Source organism: Pseudomonas guangdongensis (genome assembly GCF_900105885.1).
In the GTDB taxonomy this organism is placed as follows: Bacteria; Pseudomonadota; Gammaproteobacteria; order Pseudomonadales; family Pseudomonadaceae; genus Geopseudomonas; species Geopseudomonas guangdongensis.
In genome coordinates this window covers 1,257,364-1,272,838 of record NZ_LT629780.1, presented here as the reverse complement: position 1 = coordinate 1,272,838, position 15,475 = coordinate 1,257,364, and the positions used below count along the sequence as shown (strand labels likewise).

At 69.2% G+C, this 15,475-nt stretch carries 16 protein-coding genes and 1 other RNA gene; 7 read left to right on the top strand and 10 right to left on the bottom strand.

Annotated elements, in window-relative coordinates:
- Positions 1-5: 5 nt before the first annotated feature.
- The 3 genes from ubiH to BLU22_RS06100 are packed head-to-tail and all read right to left on the bottom strand — an operon-like array spanning position 6 to position 3,134.
- The gene (ubiH, locus tag BLU22_RS06110; protein WP_090212924.1) at positions 6-1,211 is read right to left on the bottom strand and encodes a 2-octaprenyl-6-methoxyphenyl hydroxylase; all 1,206 of its coding nucleotides are present in this window, start codon (positions 1,209-1,211) and stop codon (positions 6-8) included.
- A 2-nt stretch (positions 1,212-1,213) separates the two neighbouring features.
- Positions 1,214-2,548: a Xaa-Pro aminopeptidase gene (gene pepP / locus BLU22_RS06105; RefSeq protein WP_090212922.1), complete on the bottom strand. Its 1,335-nt coding sequence runs from the start codon at positions 2,546-2,548 to the stop codon at positions 1,214-1,216.
- A 19-nt stretch (positions 2,549-2,567) separates the two neighbouring features.
- Positions 2,568-3,134 (bottom strand): UPF0149 family protein, encoded by a 567-nt coding sequence (locus BLU22_RS06100; protein ID WP_090212920.1) that lies wholly within the window; start codon positions 3,132-3,134, stop codon positions 2,568-2,570.
- A gap of 157 nt (positions 3,135-3,291) precedes the next feature.
- Between BLU22_RS06100 and BLU22_RS06095 the strand changes: the two genes are divergently transcribed.
- From BLU22_RS06095 to BLU22_RS06080, 4 genes are all read left to right on the top strand, one after another.
- On the top strand, positions 3,292-3,501 hold the full coding sequence (locus BLU22_RS06095) for a TIGR02449 family protein (protein ID WP_090212918.1): 210 nt from the start codon (positions 3,292-3,294) through the stop codon (positions 3,499-3,501).
- Positions 3,498-3,830 (top strand): cell division protein ZapA, encoded by a 333-nt coding sequence (locus BLU22_RS06090; protein ID WP_090212916.1) that lies wholly within the window; start codon positions 3,498-3,500, stop codon positions 3,828-3,830. Before BLU22_RS06095 ends, BLU22_RS06090 begins: the two co-directional genes overlap by 4 nt.
- Before the next feature lie 31 nt (positions 3,831-3,861).
- Positions 3,862-4,039: non-coding RNA, 6S RNA (gene ssrS, locus BLU22_RS06085), on the top strand.
- 117 nt (positions 4,040-4,156) lie between these two features.
- A complete protein-coding gene (locus BLU22_RS06080; RefSeq protein WP_090212915.1) occupies positions 4,157-4,786 on the top strand; it encodes a 5-formyltetrahydrofolate cyclo-ligase in 630 nt (209 codons plus the stop codon).
- A gap of 16 nt (positions 4,787-4,802) precedes the next feature.
- Here the strand turns inward: BLU22_RS06080 and BLU22_RS15380 are convergent, their stop codons facing one another.
- Complete coding sequence (locus BLU22_RS15380; RefSeq protein WP_269457642.1) at positions 4,803-4,934, bottom strand: hypothetical protein; 132 nt, start codon at positions 4,932-4,934, stop codon at positions 4,803-4,805.
- 159 nt (positions 4,935-5,093) lie between these two features.
- On the opposite strand from BLU22_RS15380, the gene BLU22_RS06075 reads away from it, so the two are divergent.
- The gene (locus tag BLU22_RS06075; RefSeq protein WP_090212913.1) at positions 5,094-5,543 is read left to right on the top strand and encodes an EVE domain-containing protein; all 450 of its coding nucleotides are present in this window, start codon (positions 5,094-5,096) and stop codon (positions 5,541-5,543) included.
- A gap of 12 nt (positions 5,544-5,555) precedes the next feature.
- Here BLU22_RS06075 and ubiD read toward each other — a convergent pair whose 3' ends face one another.
- The 3 genes from ubiD to trxA form a co-directional block, all read right to left on the bottom strand.
- Positions 5,556-7,022 (bottom strand): 4-hydroxy-3-polyprenylbenzoate decarboxylase, encoded by a 1,467-nt coding sequence (gene ubiD / locus BLU22_RS06070; protein WP_090212911.1) that lies wholly within the window; start codon positions 7,020-7,022, stop codon positions 5,556-5,558.
- Between the two features lie 153 nt (positions 7,023-7,175).
- A complete protein-coding gene (gene rho, locus BLU22_RS06065) occupies positions 7,176-8,435 on the bottom strand; it encodes a transcription termination factor Rho (RefSeq protein ID WP_090212910.1) in 1,260 nt (419 codons plus the stop codon).
- A gap of 239 nt (positions 8,436-8,674) precedes the next feature.
- On the bottom strand, positions 8,675-9,001 hold the full coding sequence (trxA, locus tag BLU22_RS06060; protein ID WP_090212908.1) for a thioredoxin TrxA: 327 nt from the start codon (positions 8,999-9,001) through the stop codon (positions 8,675-8,677).
- 178 nt (positions 9,002-9,179) lie between these two features.
- Here trxA and ppx point away from each other — a divergent pair, with 178 nt between their 5' ends.
- Positions 9,180-10,682, top strand: coding sequence for an exopolyphosphatase (ppx, locus tag BLU22_RS06055; RefSeq protein ID WP_090212907.1), 1,503 nt, complete (start codon positions 9,180-9,182; stop codon positions 10,680-10,682).
- A 70-nt stretch (positions 10,683-10,752) separates the two neighbouring features.
- Here the strand turns inward: ppx and ppk1 are convergent, their stop codons facing one another.
- Positions 10,753-12,966, bottom strand: coding sequence for a polyphosphate kinase 1 (gene ppk1, locus BLU22_RS06050; protein WP_090212905.1), 2,214 nt, complete (start codon positions 12,964-12,966; stop codon positions 10,753-10,755).
- Between the two features lie 22 nt (positions 12,967-12,988).
- The gene (hemB, locus tag BLU22_RS06045) at positions 12,989-13,999 is read right to left on the bottom strand and encodes a porphobilinogen synthase (RefSeq protein WP_090212904.1); all 1,011 of its coding nucleotides are present in this window, start codon (positions 13,997-13,999) and stop codon (positions 12,989-12,991) included.
- Positions 14,000-14,252: 253 nt separating this feature from the next.
- Here hemB and elbB point away from each other — a divergent pair, with 253 nt between their 5' ends.
- Positions 14,253-14,906, top strand: coding sequence for an isoprenoid biosynthesis glyoxalase ElbB (gene elbB / locus BLU22_RS06040; protein ID WP_090212902.1), 654 nt, complete (start codon positions 14,253-14,255; stop codon positions 14,904-14,906).
- A gap of 4 nt (positions 14,907-14,910) precedes the next feature.
- Here the strand turns inward: elbB and BLU22_RS06035 are convergent, their stop codons facing one another.
- The gene (locus BLU22_RS06035) at positions 14,911-15,369 is read right to left on the bottom strand and encodes a YaiI/YqxD family protein (protein ID WP_090216301.1); all 459 of its coding nucleotides are present in this window, start codon (positions 15,367-15,369) and stop codon (positions 14,911-14,913) included.
- Between the last annotated feature and the right edge of the window lie 106 nt (positions 15,370-15,475).

Below are 15,475 nucleotides of genomic sequence, written 5' to 3'. Positions count from 1 at the left end.
TCGGCTCAGGGCCGGGTACCCAGGCCCATGGCCTGGCGGGCGAAGGCGTGGCGCGCCGGCGGGCACAGCTCCATGCCCAGCAGGCCGAGGCCGCGGGCCTGCGCCAGCGGCGTGCGGGCGTTGGAGAACAACCGGGTGACCCGGTCGGAGAAGCCCACGGTCAGCGTCTGGTCGAGGCGCTGGCCGTCCAGGTAGCGCTGCAGGCCGGCCAGCTCGCCGAGCCCGGCATCGCTTCGCAGCAGGCTGTCGGCCAGCGCCACGACGTCGCGCAGGGACAGGTTGTAGCCCTGCCCGGCAATCGGGTGCAGGCCGTGGGCGGCGTTGCCGATCACCACCAGATGGCTGCGCACCTGCTCCTCGGCCTCCAGCAGCGCCAGCGGATAGGCATGCCGCGCGCCGAGCCGGCCGAGGGCGCCGAGGCGATAGCCGAAGACCGCCTGCAGCTCGGCGAGGAAGGCCCGCTCGTCCAGCGCCAGCAGGCGCTCGGCATCCGCCTCGGGGCGGGTCCAGATCAGCGCGCAGCGCCGCTCGGCCATCGGCAGCAGGGCCATCGGGCCGTCTGCGGTGAAGCGCTCGAAGGCTTCGCCGCCGTGGCCCCGCTCGGCCGTGAGGTTGGCGATCAGCGCGGTCTGCCCGTAGGGCGTGCGCCGTACATGGATGCCCAACTGGGTGCGCAGCTCGGAACGCCCGCCGTCGGCCAGCACCAGCAGCTCGCAGTCCAGCGGGCTGCCGTCGTCGAGGGTCAGGCGGTAGCCGCCGGCCTGGGCCCGGGCCTGCGCCACCCGTGCCGGGCAGTGCCAGTCGAGGCCGGGCACGCCCTGCAGGCGCTGCCACAGGCAGTGGCCGAGCCAGGCGTTCTCCACCACGTAGCCCAGCGCCGGCACGCCTTCCTCGGCGGCGCTCAGCCGGGTGGCGGCGAAGCGGCCGCGCTCGGAGACATGGATGCGGGTGATCGGCTCGGCGCGCGCGGCGATCGCCGCCCACAGGCCGAGGCGCTCGTAGATCAGCCGGGTGCCCCAGGCCAGCGCCGAGCAGCGCGCGTCGTAGCTGGGCTGGAAGCCGTCGCCGGGGGCATGCGGCTCGATCAGGCTGATCCGCCAGCCGCGTTCGTGGGCGCCGCCCTGCAGCAGGGCCAGCGCCAGGCTGGCGCCGACCAGACCGCCGCCGACGATGGCGATCCGGCCGCGACCGGCGTGCTCGGGGGCCGCCATGCTCAGGCCGCCGGGCTGCGCGCGGCAGCCATCAGCGCCTCGATCTCGGCGACCGTCTTCGGCACGCCGCCGGTGAGGACCCGGCAGCCTTCGGCGGTCACCACCACGTCGTCCTCGATGCGCACGCCGATGCCGCGCCAGCGCGGCTCGACGGCGGCGTTGTCGTGAGCGATGTAGATGCCCGGCTCGACGGTCAGCACCATGCCCGGCTGCAGTGCGCGCCAGGCGCCGCCGACCTTGTAGTTGCCGACGTCGTGGACGTCCATGCCCAGCCAGTGGCCGGCGCGGTGCATGTAGAACGGCTTGTAGGCCTCGGCCGCGATCAGCGCCTCGACCTCGCCGGCGAGCAGGCCCAGCTCCACCAGCCCGGCGGTGATGGTTCGCACGCTGGCCTCGTGGGCCTGATTCCAATGCTTGCCGGGGGCGATCTCGGCGCAGGCGGCGGCCTGGGCGGCCAACACCAGCTCGTAGATCGCCCGCTGCTCGACGGAGAAGCGCCCGTTGACCGGGAAGGTGCGCGTGATGTCGCTGGCGTAACAGTCGATCTCGCAGCCGGCGTCGATCAGTACCAGGTCGCCGTCGCGCAACTCGGCGTCGTTCTCGCGGTAGTGGAGGATGCAGGCGTTGCGCCCGGCGGCGACGATCGAGCCGTAGGCCGGCATCTTCGCTCCGCCCTTGCGGAACTCGTAGTCCAGCTCGGCTTCCAGGTGGTATTCGTACAGGCCGGCGCGGCTGGCCTGCATGGCGCGCACGTGGGCGCGCGCGGAAATCTCCGCGGCGGCCTGCATCACGGCGATTTCCGCCTCGCTCTTGATCAGGCGCATCTCGTGCAGCAGCTGGTCGAGCGCGGCGAACTCGCCCGGCGGCGTGGCGCCCTGGCGGGCGCGGCTGCGAATGCTGGACAGCCAGCCGACCAGCTGGCGATCAAACTCGGCGCTGGCGCCCAGGGCGTAGTAGACCCGCGAACGGCCCTCGATCAAGCCGGGGAGGATCTCGTCGATCTCGTCGATGGCGAACGCCTGGTCGGCGCCGTAGTCGCGCAGCGCGCCGGCCTGTCCGGCGCGTAGGCCGTCCCACAGCTCGCGCTCGGGATTGCGCTCGCGGCAGAACAGCACGTACTCGCCCTCGGCACGGCCGGGAATCAGCGCCAGCACCGCCTCGGGCTCGGGAAAGCCGCTCAGGTACTGGAAGTCGCTGTCCTGGCGGTAGACGTGCTCGACGTCGCGGTTGCGCAGCTGCTGCGCGGCGGCCGGCAGCAGGGCGATGCTGCCCGGCGCCATCTGCGCCATCAGTGCCTGGCGGCGGCGGGCATACTCGGACGACGGGATGCGGGTCATCGGCGGTTTTCCTCGGCGATCAATGCACGGACGGCTTGGCGTCGGCGGCCGGCGCGGCAGCGCCCAGCCCGCCGCTCTCGTTGAACAGCAGCAGCGGCGCGACGCGCATGTATTCCATCACTTCCATGTAGTCGCTCTCGGCGTCCTCGGACTCCTCCAGCGCCTCCTCGATGCGTGCGATGGCCGCCAGATCCTCGAGCACCTCGCGGCCTTCGGCGGACAGCGCGCCTTCGCGGGCGGTGAGGCCGAAACCGGCGAGAAAGCCCTGGCACCACAGGCCGAGGGCCGCGGTGCGCTCGGCCAGCGGCGCCTCGTCGGCGGGCAGCAGCAGCACCAGCGACAGCTCGCCGGCCTCCAGTTCGCTCTTGACCATCGCCTGCAGGCCGCCCAGAGCCTGGCGCAGGCGCTCGTCGGGGGCGCTGTCGAGCAGCTCGGCCGCCGCCGCCAGCCAGGGCTCGACCGCGAAGCCGGCGCCGGCGCAGGTGCGCCCGAGCAGCAGGCCGTGCAGTTCGGCGGGGGAAATGGACTGGCCGGCGCTGCTCAGCAGCGCTGCGAAGGCGGAATAGGCGGATGCGGAAGAGGTCATGGCAGCTAGGCGGCACCGGGAGCGGATGACTAGAATCGGGGGACAATCCTAGCACCGCCAGCCGGCCCAAGACCATCGACGCCGGCCGCCCGGAGCGGGCGGGCCAGCCCGTCATCCTGTATATTCGGCGCGCCCTTTGCGCGCCCAGCGAGAGCCCATGGCAGACGACGACCTCACCCTCCTCGCGGCGAAGCTCGACCAGCTGATCCGCCTGAACGACCGCCTGCGCGAAGAGAACCTGCGCCTGCGCGCAGGCGAGCTGCAGTGGCGCGAGGAACGGGCGCGCCTGCTCGAACGGCAACAACGGGCGCGCCAGACGGTCGAATCGGTCATTTCGCGTCTCACAGCCCTGGAGCAGGACCCATGACATTGCCGCATGCCGTCACCGTGCAGATCCTCGACAAGGACTATCCGATCGCCTGCCCGCCCCAGGAACGCGGCAACCTGGAGAGCGCCGCACGCTACCTGGACAGCAAGATGCGCGAGATCCGCAACGGCGGCCGGGTGATCGGCGCCGAGCGCATCGCCGTGCTGGCGGCGCTGAACATCGCCCACGAGCTCCTGCAGTGCCAGGCCAAGGCCGCGCCGGCCGACGGCGAAACCCGCGAGCGGGTCCGCGCGCTGCTGGAGAAGGTCGACCGCGCCCTGCAGGACGTCCCGCCGGACACGGCCCAGACAACGCCACGCCAGGGGTGACAAGCCCGGCGTTTGCGGTAAACTCCCTCCCAGCTCCCTGGTGTGTTGGCCAGTCGGTTACGTCCCTGAGCCGATTCACTTAGCCCGGGGGCTGCAATTCGAAGCCGGTGCGCATGTCCGCTCGACGGAAAGCCTTAACGCTTCCTGCAGCCTCCACCTTGAACTTTCGGGTTCAAGGGCCACACCGACAGCGGCACTTCGGGGAGTCGTTCCACCCAGTCAGCCGAATCCGGCGCCCGCCGGGCTCGCGACCGTCCCGGGCACATCGCCCCGTCCTGCCCCGCTCCGGCCCGCGCCCTGCCGCATCCGACCGGAGCCTTCGCCCAATGATCCACGCCGAGCAGCTCTCCCGCCCTGCCCTGCGCCGCCAGCTGCGCGAGCGACGCCGCGCCCTGACCCCGGCCGAGCAACGCCAGGCCGCCCGCGCCCTGTACCGCCAGCTGGCCCAGCATCCGCTGTTCCGCCGCGCCCGCCACCTGGCCCTGTACCTGCCCAACGACGGCGAGATCGATCCGGCGCTGCTGCACCGCGAAGCGCTGCGCCGCGGCAAGCGCGTCTACCTGCCGCTGCTGGCGCGCTGGCCACGCACCCGCATGCTGTTCCAGCGCGTCGATAACGGCGAGACGCTGCGCCGCAACCGCTTCCGCATCGCCGAACCGCGCCCGCAGGCGCACCGCCAGCGCAAGCCCTGGACCCTGGATCTGCTGCTGCTGCCGCTGGTCGGCTTCGACGCCCGCGGCGGACGCCTGGGCATGGGGGGCGGCTTCTACGACCGCGCGCTGGCCTACCGCCTGCGCCACCCGAACTGGCAGAAACCGCTGCTGCTCGGTCTGGCGCACGCCTGTCAGCAGGTCGACCGCCTGCCGCTGGAAAGCTGGGATGTGCCGCTGCATGCCACGGTCAGCGACCGTGGCTGGTTCCGCGGCTGCCGCCCTGACCTCGACGGGCAGGCGTGAAGGGACGCGACGCCGCTCAGTGCGGCAGCTCGCCGTGCAGCGGCGGCGGCTCCTGGGCCATCCACTGGCTCTGGGCATAGCCGGTGGTCACCAGCCCCAGACCGAACAGAATGACCAGCACCCACAACACATCGGGCTTGCGCTTCATCCGGCGCCTCCTCCTTCCAGGCCAAACGCTCACGAACCTGCCGGTAACCTGGCAGGGCGCGCCATTCTCCGCCAAGCCCGCGGGCCTTGCAATTTGCCCGCCACACCGTCCATCGCCTGCGCGCCCGCGTGCGCCGGGCCCCGCACAGGAAGCCTCGCTATGCCCTGCTGGCTGATGAAATCGGAACCCGACGAACTGTCGATCAAGGACCTGCGCCGTCTCGGCCGGACGCGCTGGGACGGGGTGCGCAACTACCAGGCGCGCAACTTCCTGCGCGCCATGCAGGCCGGCGAGCTGTTCTTCTTCTACCACTCCAGCTGCCCGCGGCCGGGGATCGCCGGCGTCGGGCGAATCCTCGCGCCGGCCTATCCCGACCCCAGCGCGCTGGACCCGCAGAGCCCCTACTTCGACCCCAAGGCCAGTGCCGCGCGCAACCCGTGGAGTGCGCTGGACGTCGAGTGCGTCGAGGTGTTCGACGAGTTGATCGGCCTGCCGCGCCTGAAGGCCTGCGCGGCGCTGGCCGAGCTGCCCCTGGTGCACAAGGGCAGCCGCCTGTCGGTGATGCCGGTGGACGCCGCGCAGTGGCAGGCGGTGCTCGCCCTGCGCTGAGGCCGCCCGGCGTCAGTCGAGGCCCAGCTGGCTCCACAGCGCATCGACCCGCGCCACCGCGCCCGGATCGCGCTCGATCGCCCGCCCCCACTCGCGGTCGGTCTCGCCCGGCCACTTGTGGGTGGCGTCCAGGCCCATCTTGCTACCCAGCCCGGATACCGGCGAGGCGAAGTCCAGGTAGTCGATCGGCGTGTTGTCGATCAGCACGGTGTCGCGCGAGGGGTCCATACGCGTGGTGATCGCCCAGATCACGTCGTTCCAGTCGCGGGCATCGATGTCGTCGTCGGTGACGATGACGAACTTGGTGTACATGAACTGGCGCAGGAAGCTCCACACGCCGAGCATCACCCGCTTGGCGTGGCCGGGATACTGCTTCCTGATGGTCACCACCGCCATGCGGTAGGAGCAGCCTTCCGGCGGCAGGTAGAAGTCGACGATCTCCGGGAACTGCTTCTGCAGGATCGGCACGAACACCTCGTTGAGGGCGACGCCGAGGATCGCCGGCTCGTCCGGCGGGCGGCCGGTGTAGGTGCTGTGGTAAATCGGGTTCCTGCGCTGGGTGATGCGCTCGACGGTGAATACCGGGAAGGTATCCACCTCGTTGTAGTAGCCGGTGTGGTCGCCGTAGGGACCTTCCGGAGCCGTCTCGCTGGGATGGATGTGGCCTTCCAGAACGATCTCCGCATAGGCCGGCACCTGCAGGTCGGAGCCGATGGCCTTGACCAGTTCGGTGCGCGAGCCGCGCAACAGGCCGGCGAAGGCGTACTCGGATAGGGTGTCCGGCACCGGGGTGACCGCGCCGAGGATGGTCGCCGGATCGGCGCCCAGCGCCACAGCCACCGGGTAGGGGCGATCCGGGTATTTCTGGCACCACTCGCGGAAGTCCAGCGCACCGCCGCGGTGGCTCAGCCAGCGCATGATCACCTTGTTGCGGCCGATCACCTGCTGACGGTAGATGCCGAGGTTCTGCCGCTCCTTGTTCGGCCCCTTGGTGATGGTCAGGCCCCAGGTGATCAGCGGCGCGGCGTCGCCCGGCCAGCAGTGCTGCACCGGAATCTTGCCGAGGTCGACCTCGTCGCCCTCGACCACCACCTCCTGGCAGGGGGCGTCCCTGAGCACCTTGGGCGCCATGCTGACGACCTTCTTCAGCAGCGGCAGCTTGCTCCAGGCATCCTTGAAGCCCTTGGGCGGCTCCGGCTCCTTGAGGTAGGCCAGCAGCTTGCCGATCTCGCGCAGCTCGCCGACATCCTCGGCGCCCATGCCCAGCGCAACCCGCTTCGGCGTGCCGAACAGGTTGCCGAGCACCGGCATCTGGAAGCCCGTGGGGTTCTCGAACAGCAGCGCCGGGCCGCCCTTGCGCAGGGTGCGGTCGCAGACCTCGGTCATTTCCAGCACGGGGGAGATGGGCACCTGGATGCGCTTGAGCTCGCCGCGCGCCTCCAGGCCGCGGATGAAATCGCGCAGGTCGCGGTACTGCATGCTTGAGCCTCGGGATGATGCGAAGGGCGGCCAGTCTAGCGCCGAATGGCGGTCGTCGGAACCACACCGGGCGCCGCGCCGCAGCGCCGCCGGACGGCGCAAACGACAACGGCCGGGAATGCCGGCCGTCGTCGCTGCTGCCAGGGAGAAGCCTTACTTGCGCTTCATCGACTGGAAGAATTCCTCGTTGGTCTTGGTGTCCTTGAGACGGTCGAGGAGGAACTCGATGGCGGCGATCTCGTCCATCGGGTGGAGGATCTTGCGCAGGATCCACATGCGCTGCAGCTCTTCCTCGCCGGTCAGCAGCTCTTCGCGGCGGGTGCCCGACTTGTTGATGTTGATCGCCGGGAACACGCGCTTCTCGGCGACGCGGCGGTCGAGGATCAGCTCCATGTTGCCAGTGCCCTTGAACTCCTCGTAGATCACCTCGTCCATCTTCGAGCCGGTGTCGACCAGCGCGGTGGCGAGAATGGTCAGGCTGCCGCCCTCCTCGATGTTGCGCGCGGCGCCGAAAAAGCGCTTGGGCTTCTCCAGGGCGTGGGCGTCGACACCGCCGGTGAGCACCTTGCCGGAGCTGGGGATCACGGTGTTGTAGGCGCGCGCCAGACGGGTGATGGAGTCGAGCAGAATGACCACGTCCTTCTTGTGCTCGACCAGGCGCTTGGCCTTCTCGATGACCATCTCGGCGACCTGCACGTGACGGGCCGGCGGCTCGTCGAAGGTCGAGGCGACCACTTCGCCGCGCACGGTGCGCTGCATCTCGGTCACTTCCTCGGGACGCTCGTCGATCAGCAGCACGATCAGGTAGCAGTCGGGGTTGTTGCGGGTGATGTTGGCGGCGATGTTCTGCAGCATGATGGTCTTGCCCGCCTTCGGCGGGGCGACGATCAGGCCGCGCTGGCCCTTGCCGATCGGTGCGCAGAGGTCGATCACCCGGCCGGTGAGGTCCTCGGTGGAACCGTTGCCGGCCTCCATCTTCATGCGCTTGTTGGCGAACAGCGGAGTCAGGTTCTCGAACAGGACCTTGTTCTTGGCGTTCTCCGGGCGGTCGAAGTTGATGGTGTCAACCTTGAGCAGCGCGAAGTAGCGCTCGCCTTCCTTGGGCGGACGGATCTTGCCGACGATGGTGTCGCCGGTGCGCAGGTTGAAGCGGCGGATCTGGCTGGGCGAGACGTAGATGTCGTCCGGGCCGGCCAGATAGGAGGAATCCGCGCTGCGCAGGAAGCCGAAGCCGTCCTGGAGGATCTCCAGCACGCCGTCACCGGAGATCTCCTCGCCGCTTTTCGCATGCTTCTTCAGCAGGGCGAAGATGATGTCCTGCTTGCGCGACCGGGCCATGTTCTCCAGGCCCATCTGGTCGGCCATTTCCAGCAGTTCGGGAATCGGCTTTTGCTTGAGTTCGGTCAGATTCATAGGATGACGTGCAGGTATGCGAGAGGAAAGCGTTGAGCTTGGGGAGCCGCGCCGCAGGAAGACGGCAGGATCGCTGCGAAAGCCTGATCGGAATGCTCGGAACGAGATGCGTCGGCGACGGCGTGCGGGAGGCAACCGGAAGCGGGTTGCGGGCCGAATTTACCACTGCCGTTGCGGCAGAGTCCAGCATGCAGAGGCAAAAAACCCCGCCGGGAACGGGGTTTTTTCGCCTGTTCGACTCAGATGTTGCTGTCGAGGAAGGCCGCCAGTTGCGACTTGGACAGCGCACCAACCTTGGTGGCCTCGACGTTGCCGTTCTTGAACAGCATCAGGGTCGGGATGCCGCGCACGCCGAACTTGGCCGGGGTGTCCTGATTGTCGTCGATGTTCAGCTTGCAGACCTTGAGCTTGCCCTGGTAGTCCTTGGCGATCTCGTCCAGCACCGGGGCAATCATCTTGCACGGACCGCACCACTCGGCCCAGTAGTCGACCAGGACCGGACCGTCGGCCTTGAGCACGTCCTGCTCGAAGCTGGCGTCGGTGACGTTGGTGATGAATTCGCTCATGGGGGATTCTCCGCGACTCGTCTGCGAAATGAAGGCGGCCATGATAGCCCCACTCGCCGCCAATCGAAAGGCGCCGCCGCCCGCCCGGCCGGACGGCGCGCGATACTGTCATCCTGCCGTCGCCTGCTTTGCTCTATGATTGCAGAATTCTGTCGTTTTTCCGCGAGACCTTCCCAGCATGCCGCATACCCCCGCCGAAGCCTTCCCGCTGATCGCCGCCATCGACATCGGCTCCAACAGCATCCACATGGTGCTGGCCCGCGTGGACCAGGGCGAAATCCGCCTGCTGGAGCGGCTCGGCGAGAAGGTGCAGCTGGCAGCAGGTATCGACGAGCAGCGCAACCTCGACGAGGCGGCGATGACCCGCGGCCTCGACTGCCTGCGCCGCTTCGCCCAGCTGATCAACGGCCTGCCCCAGGGCGCGGTGCGCATCGTCGCCACCAACGCGCTGCGCGAGGCGCGCAACCGCGCGGTGTTCATCCGCCGCGCCGAGGAGCTGCTCGGCCACCAGGTCGAGGTGGTCTCCGGCCGCGAGGAAGCGCGCCTGATCTACCTGGGCGTCTCCCACAGCCTGCCGGATGCCGGCGGCAAGCGTCTGGTGGTGGACATCGGCGGCGGCAGCACCGAGTTCATCATCGGCGAGCGCTTCGACTCGCTGCTGCGCGAGAGCCAGCAGATGGGCTGCGTCAGCTATACCAAGCGCTTCTTCGCCGACGGCAAGCTGAGTCTGGCACGCTACGCCCAGGCCTACACCGCGGCGCGCCTGGAGCTGATGGGCTTCGAGCAGGCGATCCGTAGGCACGGCTGGGCCGAGGCGATCGGCTCCTCCGGCAGCATCCGCGCCATCGGCCAGGCGCTGAAGACCGCCGGGCAGAGCAACGGCGAGATCACCCCGGCCGGACTGGCCTGGCTCAAGCGCAAGATCCTCAAGGCCGACAGCCTCGCCGCCCTGGCCATCGACGGCGTCAAGCCGGAGCGCCAGGGCATCCTGCCGGCCGGCCTGGCGATCCTCGAGGCGACTTTCGACGCCCTGGACATCCAGTCGATGCAGCACACCGAGGGCGCCCTGCGCGAGGGCGTGCTCTACGACATGATCGGCCGGCAGAGCCACGAGGACGTGCGCGAGCGCACCCTGTCGGCGCTGATGGAGCGCTGCCACGTGGACCTGGAGCAGGCCGCGCGGGTCGAGGCCAAGGCGCAGTCGATCCTCGCAAAGGTCGGCGCGGCCTGGGGCCTCAACGACGACTGGCACCGCGAGCTGCTCGGCTGGGCGGCGCGGGTCCACGAGGTCGGTCTGGACATCGCCCACTACCACTACCACAAGCACGGCGCCTACATCCTCGAACACGCCGACCTGGCCGGCTTCTCGCGCATCGACCAGCAGATGCTCGCCCTGCTGGTGCGCGGCCACCGGCGCAACATCCCGGTGGAGCGCTTCGCCGAATTCGGCGAGGAAGGCGACAAGCTGGTACGCCTGTGCATCGTGCTGCGCTTCGCCATCCTGTTCCACCACATCCGCGGCATGCAGGAAATGCCCGAGGTGGAGTTCGTGGTCGGCCCGCGCAGCCTGGAGGCGGTGTTCCCGCCCGGCTGGCTGGCGGCCAACCCGCTGACCGAGGCCGACATCGCCGCCGAGGCGCAGTGGCTGGCGCGGGTCGGCTACAGCCTCAGCGGCCGCTGAGTCCGGACCGGCGACAGAAAAGGGGCGGCCCCGCGAGGAGCCGCCCCTTTCGTTTGCCGCCCGTGTCGGCTCAGCGCGCCGACAGCGGTGTGCTGTTGAGCTTCTCCAGCATCAGCGCCTGGGCGTTGCGCGGATTCTGGTTGCCGGTCGGCTGCAGGCGCTGGTAGCTGCCGTCGGTCTGCAGCACCCAGGCCTGGGTGTTGTCGGCCAGGTAGGCTTCCAGCTCCTTCTTGACCCGCCCGATCAGCTTCTTGCCTTCCAGCGGGAAGCAGGTCTCCACCCGCTTGTCGAGGTTGCGCTCCATCCAGTCGGCGCTGGCCAGGTAGATCTGCTCGTCGCTGCCGTTGAGGAAGTAGTAGACGCGGGTGTGCTCGAGGAAGCGGCCGATGATCGAGCGCACCTGGATGTTGTGCGACACCCCGGGGATGCCCGGACGCAGGCAGCACATGCCGCGCACGATCAGGTCGATCTTCACCCCGCACTGGCTGGCCTTGTACAGCGCCTTGATCACCTTGGGGTCGGTCAGCGAGTTGATCTTGGCGATGATATGCGCAGGCTTGCCCTCGCTGGCGAACTGCGCCTCGCGGGCGATCATGTCGAGCAGGGTCTTCTTCAGGGTGAAGGGCGCATGCAGCAGCTTCTTCATCCGCAGCGTCTTGCCCATGCCGATCAGCTGGTCGAACAGCTTGGAGACGTCCTCGCAGAGCACCTCGTCGGAGGTCAGCAGGCTGTAGTCGGTATACAGACGGGCGTTGCCGGCGTGGTAGTTACCGGTGCCCAGGTGGGCGTAGCGCACCAGCTCGCCGTTCTCGCGGCGCAGGATGAGGATCATCTTGGCGTGGGTCTTGAAACCGACCACGCCGTAGATCACCACAGCACCGGCCTGCTGCAGGCGGCTGGCCAGGGCCAGGTTGGACTCCTCGTCGAAGCGCGCGCGCAGCTCGATCACCGCGGTGACTTCCTTGCCGCTGCGCGCCGCTTCCACCAGCGCGTCGACGATCTCCGAGTTGGCGCCGGTACGGTACAGGGTCTGCTTGATCGCCAGCACATGGGGGTCCTTGGCGGCCTGGCGCAGCATGTCGACCACCGGGGTGAACGACTCGAAGGGGTGCAGCAGCAGCACGTCCTGCTTGCCGACCACGTTGAACAGCTTGTCGCTGCTCTGCAGCAGCTTGGGAATCACCGGGGTCAGCGGCGCGTACTGCAGCTCGCGCTGGCTCTCCAGACCGGTGATCGAGAACAGCCGGGTCAGGTTGACCGGACCGTTGACCCGGTACAGCTCCGACTCGGACAGGCCGAACTGCTTGAGCAGGTAGTCGACCAGGTGCTGCGGGCAGTTGTCGGCCACCTCGACGCGCACCGCGTCGCCGAAACGCCGCGAGTACAGCTCGCCGCGCAGCGCGCGGGCCAGGTCCTCGACGTCCTCGGCATCCACCGACAGGTCGGCGTTGCGGGTCAGGCGGAACTGGTAGCAGCCCTTGACGCTCATGCCGTGGAACAGGTCGTCGGCGTGGGCGTGGATCATCGAGGAGAGGAACACGAAGTTGTCGCCAGTGCCGCCGACTTCCTCGGGGATGCGGATCACCCGCGGCAGCAGGCGCGGCGCCGGCAGGATCGCCAGGCCCGAGTCGCGGCCGAAGGCGTCGATGCCTTCCAGCTCGACGATGAAGTTCAGGCTCTTGTTGACCAGCAGGGGGAACGGGTGGGTCGGGTCGAGGCCGATCGGCGTCATGATCGGCGCGATTTCCTCGCGGAAATACTTGCGCACCCAGGCCTTGATCTTGGTGGTCCAGTGGCGCCGGCGGATGAAGCGGATCTGGTGCTTCTCCAGCGCCGGCAGCAGCACCTCGTTGAGGATCGCGTACTGGCGCGCCACCTGCTCGTGGACCACCGCGGAAATCTGCGCCAGCGCCTGGTGCGGCTGCAGGCCGTCGGCGCCGGCCAGCTCGCGGGCGAAGGTGACCTGCTTCTTCAGCCCGGAGACACGGATCTCGAAGAACTCGTCGAGGTTGCTGGAGAAGATCAGCAGGAACTTCAGGCGCTCGAGCAGCGGCGTGGACTCGTCCAGCGCCTGCTCCAGCACGCGGATGTTGAACTGCAGCTGGGACAGTTCGCGGTGGATGTACAGGCTGCTGTCGTCGAGGCTCGGCACCGCCGGGGCGTCTTCGGCGACGACCGCGACGGGAGCGTCGTCGAGCGGCGCGGCGCTGTCCGGCGCTGCCAGTTCGGCGGGGGTCGCCGGCGTTTCCGGCAGTTCTTGGTCGATGGATCCGTGGGTATTCATTCCGTTGTGTCCTGCAGGGTCTTCAGCCCTGCTTCAGCTGTTGGGCCGCGCGCTTGGCGAAGTAGGTGAGGATGCCATCGGCCCCGGCGCGCTTGAACGCGACCAAAGACTCGAGGATGACCGCCTCGGACAGCCAGCCGTTCTGGATCGCCGCCATGTGCATGGCGTACTCGCCGCTGACCTGGTAGACGAAGGTCGGCGCGCGGAACTCGTCCTTCACCCGGCGCAGGATGTCCAGGTAGGGCATGCCCGGCTTGACCATCACCATGTCGGCGCCTTCGGCGAGATCGAGGGCCACCTCGTGGAGGGCCTCGTCGGCGTTGGCCGGGTCCATCTGGTAGGTTTCCTTGCTGCCGCCCTTGAGGTTGCCCGCCGAGCCGACCGCGTCGCGGAACGGGCCGTAGTAGGCGCTGGCGTACTTGGCCGAGTAGGCCATGATCCGCACGTTGCCGTGCTCGGCCAGCTCCAGCGCCTCGCGGATCGCCTGGATGCGCCCGTCCATCATGTCCGAGGGCGCCACCACCTGGGCGCCGGCCTCGGCATGGGACAGCGCCTGGCGCACCAGGGCGTCGACGGTGACGTCGTTCTGCACGTAGCCACGCGCGTCGAGGATGCCGTCCTGGCCGTGGGTGGTGAAGGGATCGAGGGCCACGTCGGTGATGATGCCGAGTTCGGGGAAGCGCGCGCGCAGGGCACGGGTGGCACGCTGGGCGAGGCCCTCGGGGTTCCAGGCCTCCTCGGCGAGCAGCGACTTCTTCTCCGCCGGGGTCACCGGGAACAGCGCCAGAGCCGGAATGCCCAGAGCCACCAGCTCCTCGGCCTCCTCGAGCAGCAGGTCGATGGACAGGCGCTCGACCCCCGGCATCGACTCGACCTGCTCGCGGCGGTTCTCGCCCTCCAGCACGAACACCGGCAGGATCAGGTCGTCGACGCCCAGCCGGTTCTCGCGCACCAGACGGCGCGAGAAGTCGTCGCGGCGATTGCGGCGCAGGCGGGTGGCGGGGAACAGGCGATTGGCGGGGGTAAAGCTCACGGCGCACTCCAGAGCCCGGGAACGGGCACAGCTTGACAGTCTATGGGGCGATTATGACGAACAGAACACCGCGCGCGCCCTGTCTCAGCGCAACCCGACGTTGCTGCAGAGCCCTACATTAGCCCTTTGCCCCCGCCCCGACCACTTGCGCGTGGCCGCCGCACCCCGCTTGCGGCTAGGATTGCAGCAGGCCCATTCCGCTCGCGCCGCCCGGCAGTGCCGCGGCCGTGCACATCTGCAAGGAGAACCCGCAATGAGCAAGAAGGTCGCCGTGATCCTCTCCGGCTGTGGCGTCTACGACGGCGCCGAGATCCACGAAAGCGTGATCGCCCTGCTGCGCCTCAGCCAGCGCGGCGCCCAGGTGCAGTGCTTCGCGCCGGACATGCCCCACCACCACGTGATCAACCACCTGACCGGCGCGGAAATGACCGAGAACCGCAACGTGCTGGTCGAGGCGGCGCGCATCGCCCGCGGGCAGATCCGCGACGTGGCCGAGCTGGACCCCGCCGACTTCGACGCCCTGGTGATCCCCGGCGGCTTCGGCGCGGCGAAGAACCTCTCCGACTTCGCCTTCAAGGGCGCCAGCTGCACCGTGCAGTCGGACGTGCTGCGCGCCGCGCGCGGCTTCGCCGCGGCGCACAAGCCGGTCGGCCTGATGTGCATCGCCCCGGCCATGGCCACGCGCATCTTCGGCGCCGGCGTGCAGTGCACCATAGGCCACGACCCGGACACCGCCGCGACCCTGGGCAGCATGGGCGCCGAGCACGTCGACTGCGCAGTGGACGAGATCGTCGTCGATGCACCGCACAAGCTGGTCACCACCCCGGCCTACATGCTGGCCAAGACCTTGGCCGAGGCGGCCAGCGGGATCAACAAGCTGGTCGACCGGGTGCTGGAGCTGGCCTGACCGCCTAGGGCGCCTTGCGCGCCAGCGCGTTGAGCAGGCGATCCAGCGCATTGGCGAAGGCCTGGCGGTCGCGGTCGCCATAGGCCGCCTGGCCGCCGCCGACCTGGCCCTGCTCGCGCAGGTCGGTGAACAGGTTGCGCACCGCCAGGCGCTCACCCATGTTGCGCTCGTCGAACTCGCGCCCGCGCGGGTCCAGCGCCGCCACGCCCCGCTTGACCAGCCGGTCGGCCAGCGGCACGTCCGAGCAGATCACCAGATCGCCGGGCAGCGCATGCTCGACCAGGTAGTCGTCGGCCGCATCCGGGCCGCTGGGCACCACGATCAGCCGCACGCAGGCGAAGGCCGGCCGGACCTGGGGCTGGCCGGCGACCAGCAGCACCTCGAACTTGCGCTTCAGGGCGAATTTCACCACCAGATCCCGGGCCGCCCGCGGGCAAGCGTCGGCATCGATCCACACACGCATGCTCATGCGCTCCCTTCGGTCCGTACAGCCGCCCATGGTAGGCGAACGGCCGCGCCGCTCCCAGCGCGGCGCGCCGACGGTTGCCTTCGCCGCACGCGCGGCCAAG

Excerpts from the sequence above, each read along its gene's own strand:
- BLU22_RS15380 (WP_269457642.1), bottom strand. The coding sequence starts at position 4,934 with ATGAAGCGCAAGCCCGATGTGTTGTGGGTGCTGGTCATTCTGTTCGGT.
- elbB (WP_090212902.1), top strand. The coding sequence starts at position 14,253 with ATGAGCAAGAAGGTCGCCGTGATCCTCTCCGGCTGTGGCGTCTACGAC.
- BLU22_RS06080 (WP_090212915.1), top strand. The coding sequence starts at position 4,157 with ATGATCCACGCCGAGCAGCTCTCCCGCCCTGCCCTGCGCCGCCAGCTG.
- BLU22_RS06095 (WP_090212918.1), top strand. The coding sequence starts at position 3,292 with ATGGCAGACGACGACCTCACCCTCCTCGCGGCGAAGCTCGACCAGCTG.
- ubiD (WP_090212911.1), bottom strand. The coding sequence starts at position 7,022 with ATGCAGTACCGCGACCTGCGCGATTTCATCCGCGGCCTGGAGGCGCGC.
- ppk1 (WP_090212905.1), bottom strand. The coding sequence starts at position 12,966 with ATGAATACCCACGGATCCATCGACCAAGAACTGCCGGAAACGCCGGCG.
- BLU22_RS06100 (WP_090212920.1), bottom strand. The coding sequence starts at position 3,134 with ATGACCTCTTCCGCATCCGCCTATTCCGCCTTCGCAGCGCTGCTGAGC.
- ubiH (WP_090212924.1), bottom strand. The coding sequence starts at position 1,211 with ATGGCGGCCCCCGAGCACGCCGGTCGCGGCCGGATCGCCATCGTCGGC.
- BLU22_RS06090 (WP_090212916.1), top strand. The coding sequence starts at position 3,498 with ATGACATTGCCGCATGCCGTCACCGTGCAGATCCTCGACAAGGACTAT.
- trxA (WP_090212908.1), bottom strand. The coding sequence starts at position 9,001 with ATGAGCGAATTCATCACCAACGTCACCGACGCCAGCTTCGAGCAGGAC.
- rho (WP_090212910.1), bottom strand. The coding sequence starts at position 8,435 with ATGAATCTGACCGAACTCAAGCAAAAGCCGATTCCCGAACTGCTGGAA.
- BLU22_RS06075 (WP_090212913.1), top strand. The coding sequence starts at position 5,094 with ATGCCCTGCTGGCTGATGAAATCGGAACCCGACGAACTGTCGATCAAG.
- BLU22_RS06035 (WP_090216301.1), bottom strand. The coding sequence starts at position 15,369 with ATGCGTGTGTGGATCGATGCCGACGCTTGCCCGCGGGCGGCCCGGGAT.
- pepP (WP_090212922.1), bottom strand. The coding sequence starts at position 2,548 with ATGACCCGCATCCCGTCGTCCGAGTATGCCCGCCGCCGCCAGGCACTG.
- ppx (WP_090212907.1), top strand. The coding sequence starts at position 9,180 with ATGCCGCATACCCCCGCCGAAGCCTTCCCGCTGATCGCCGCCATCGAC.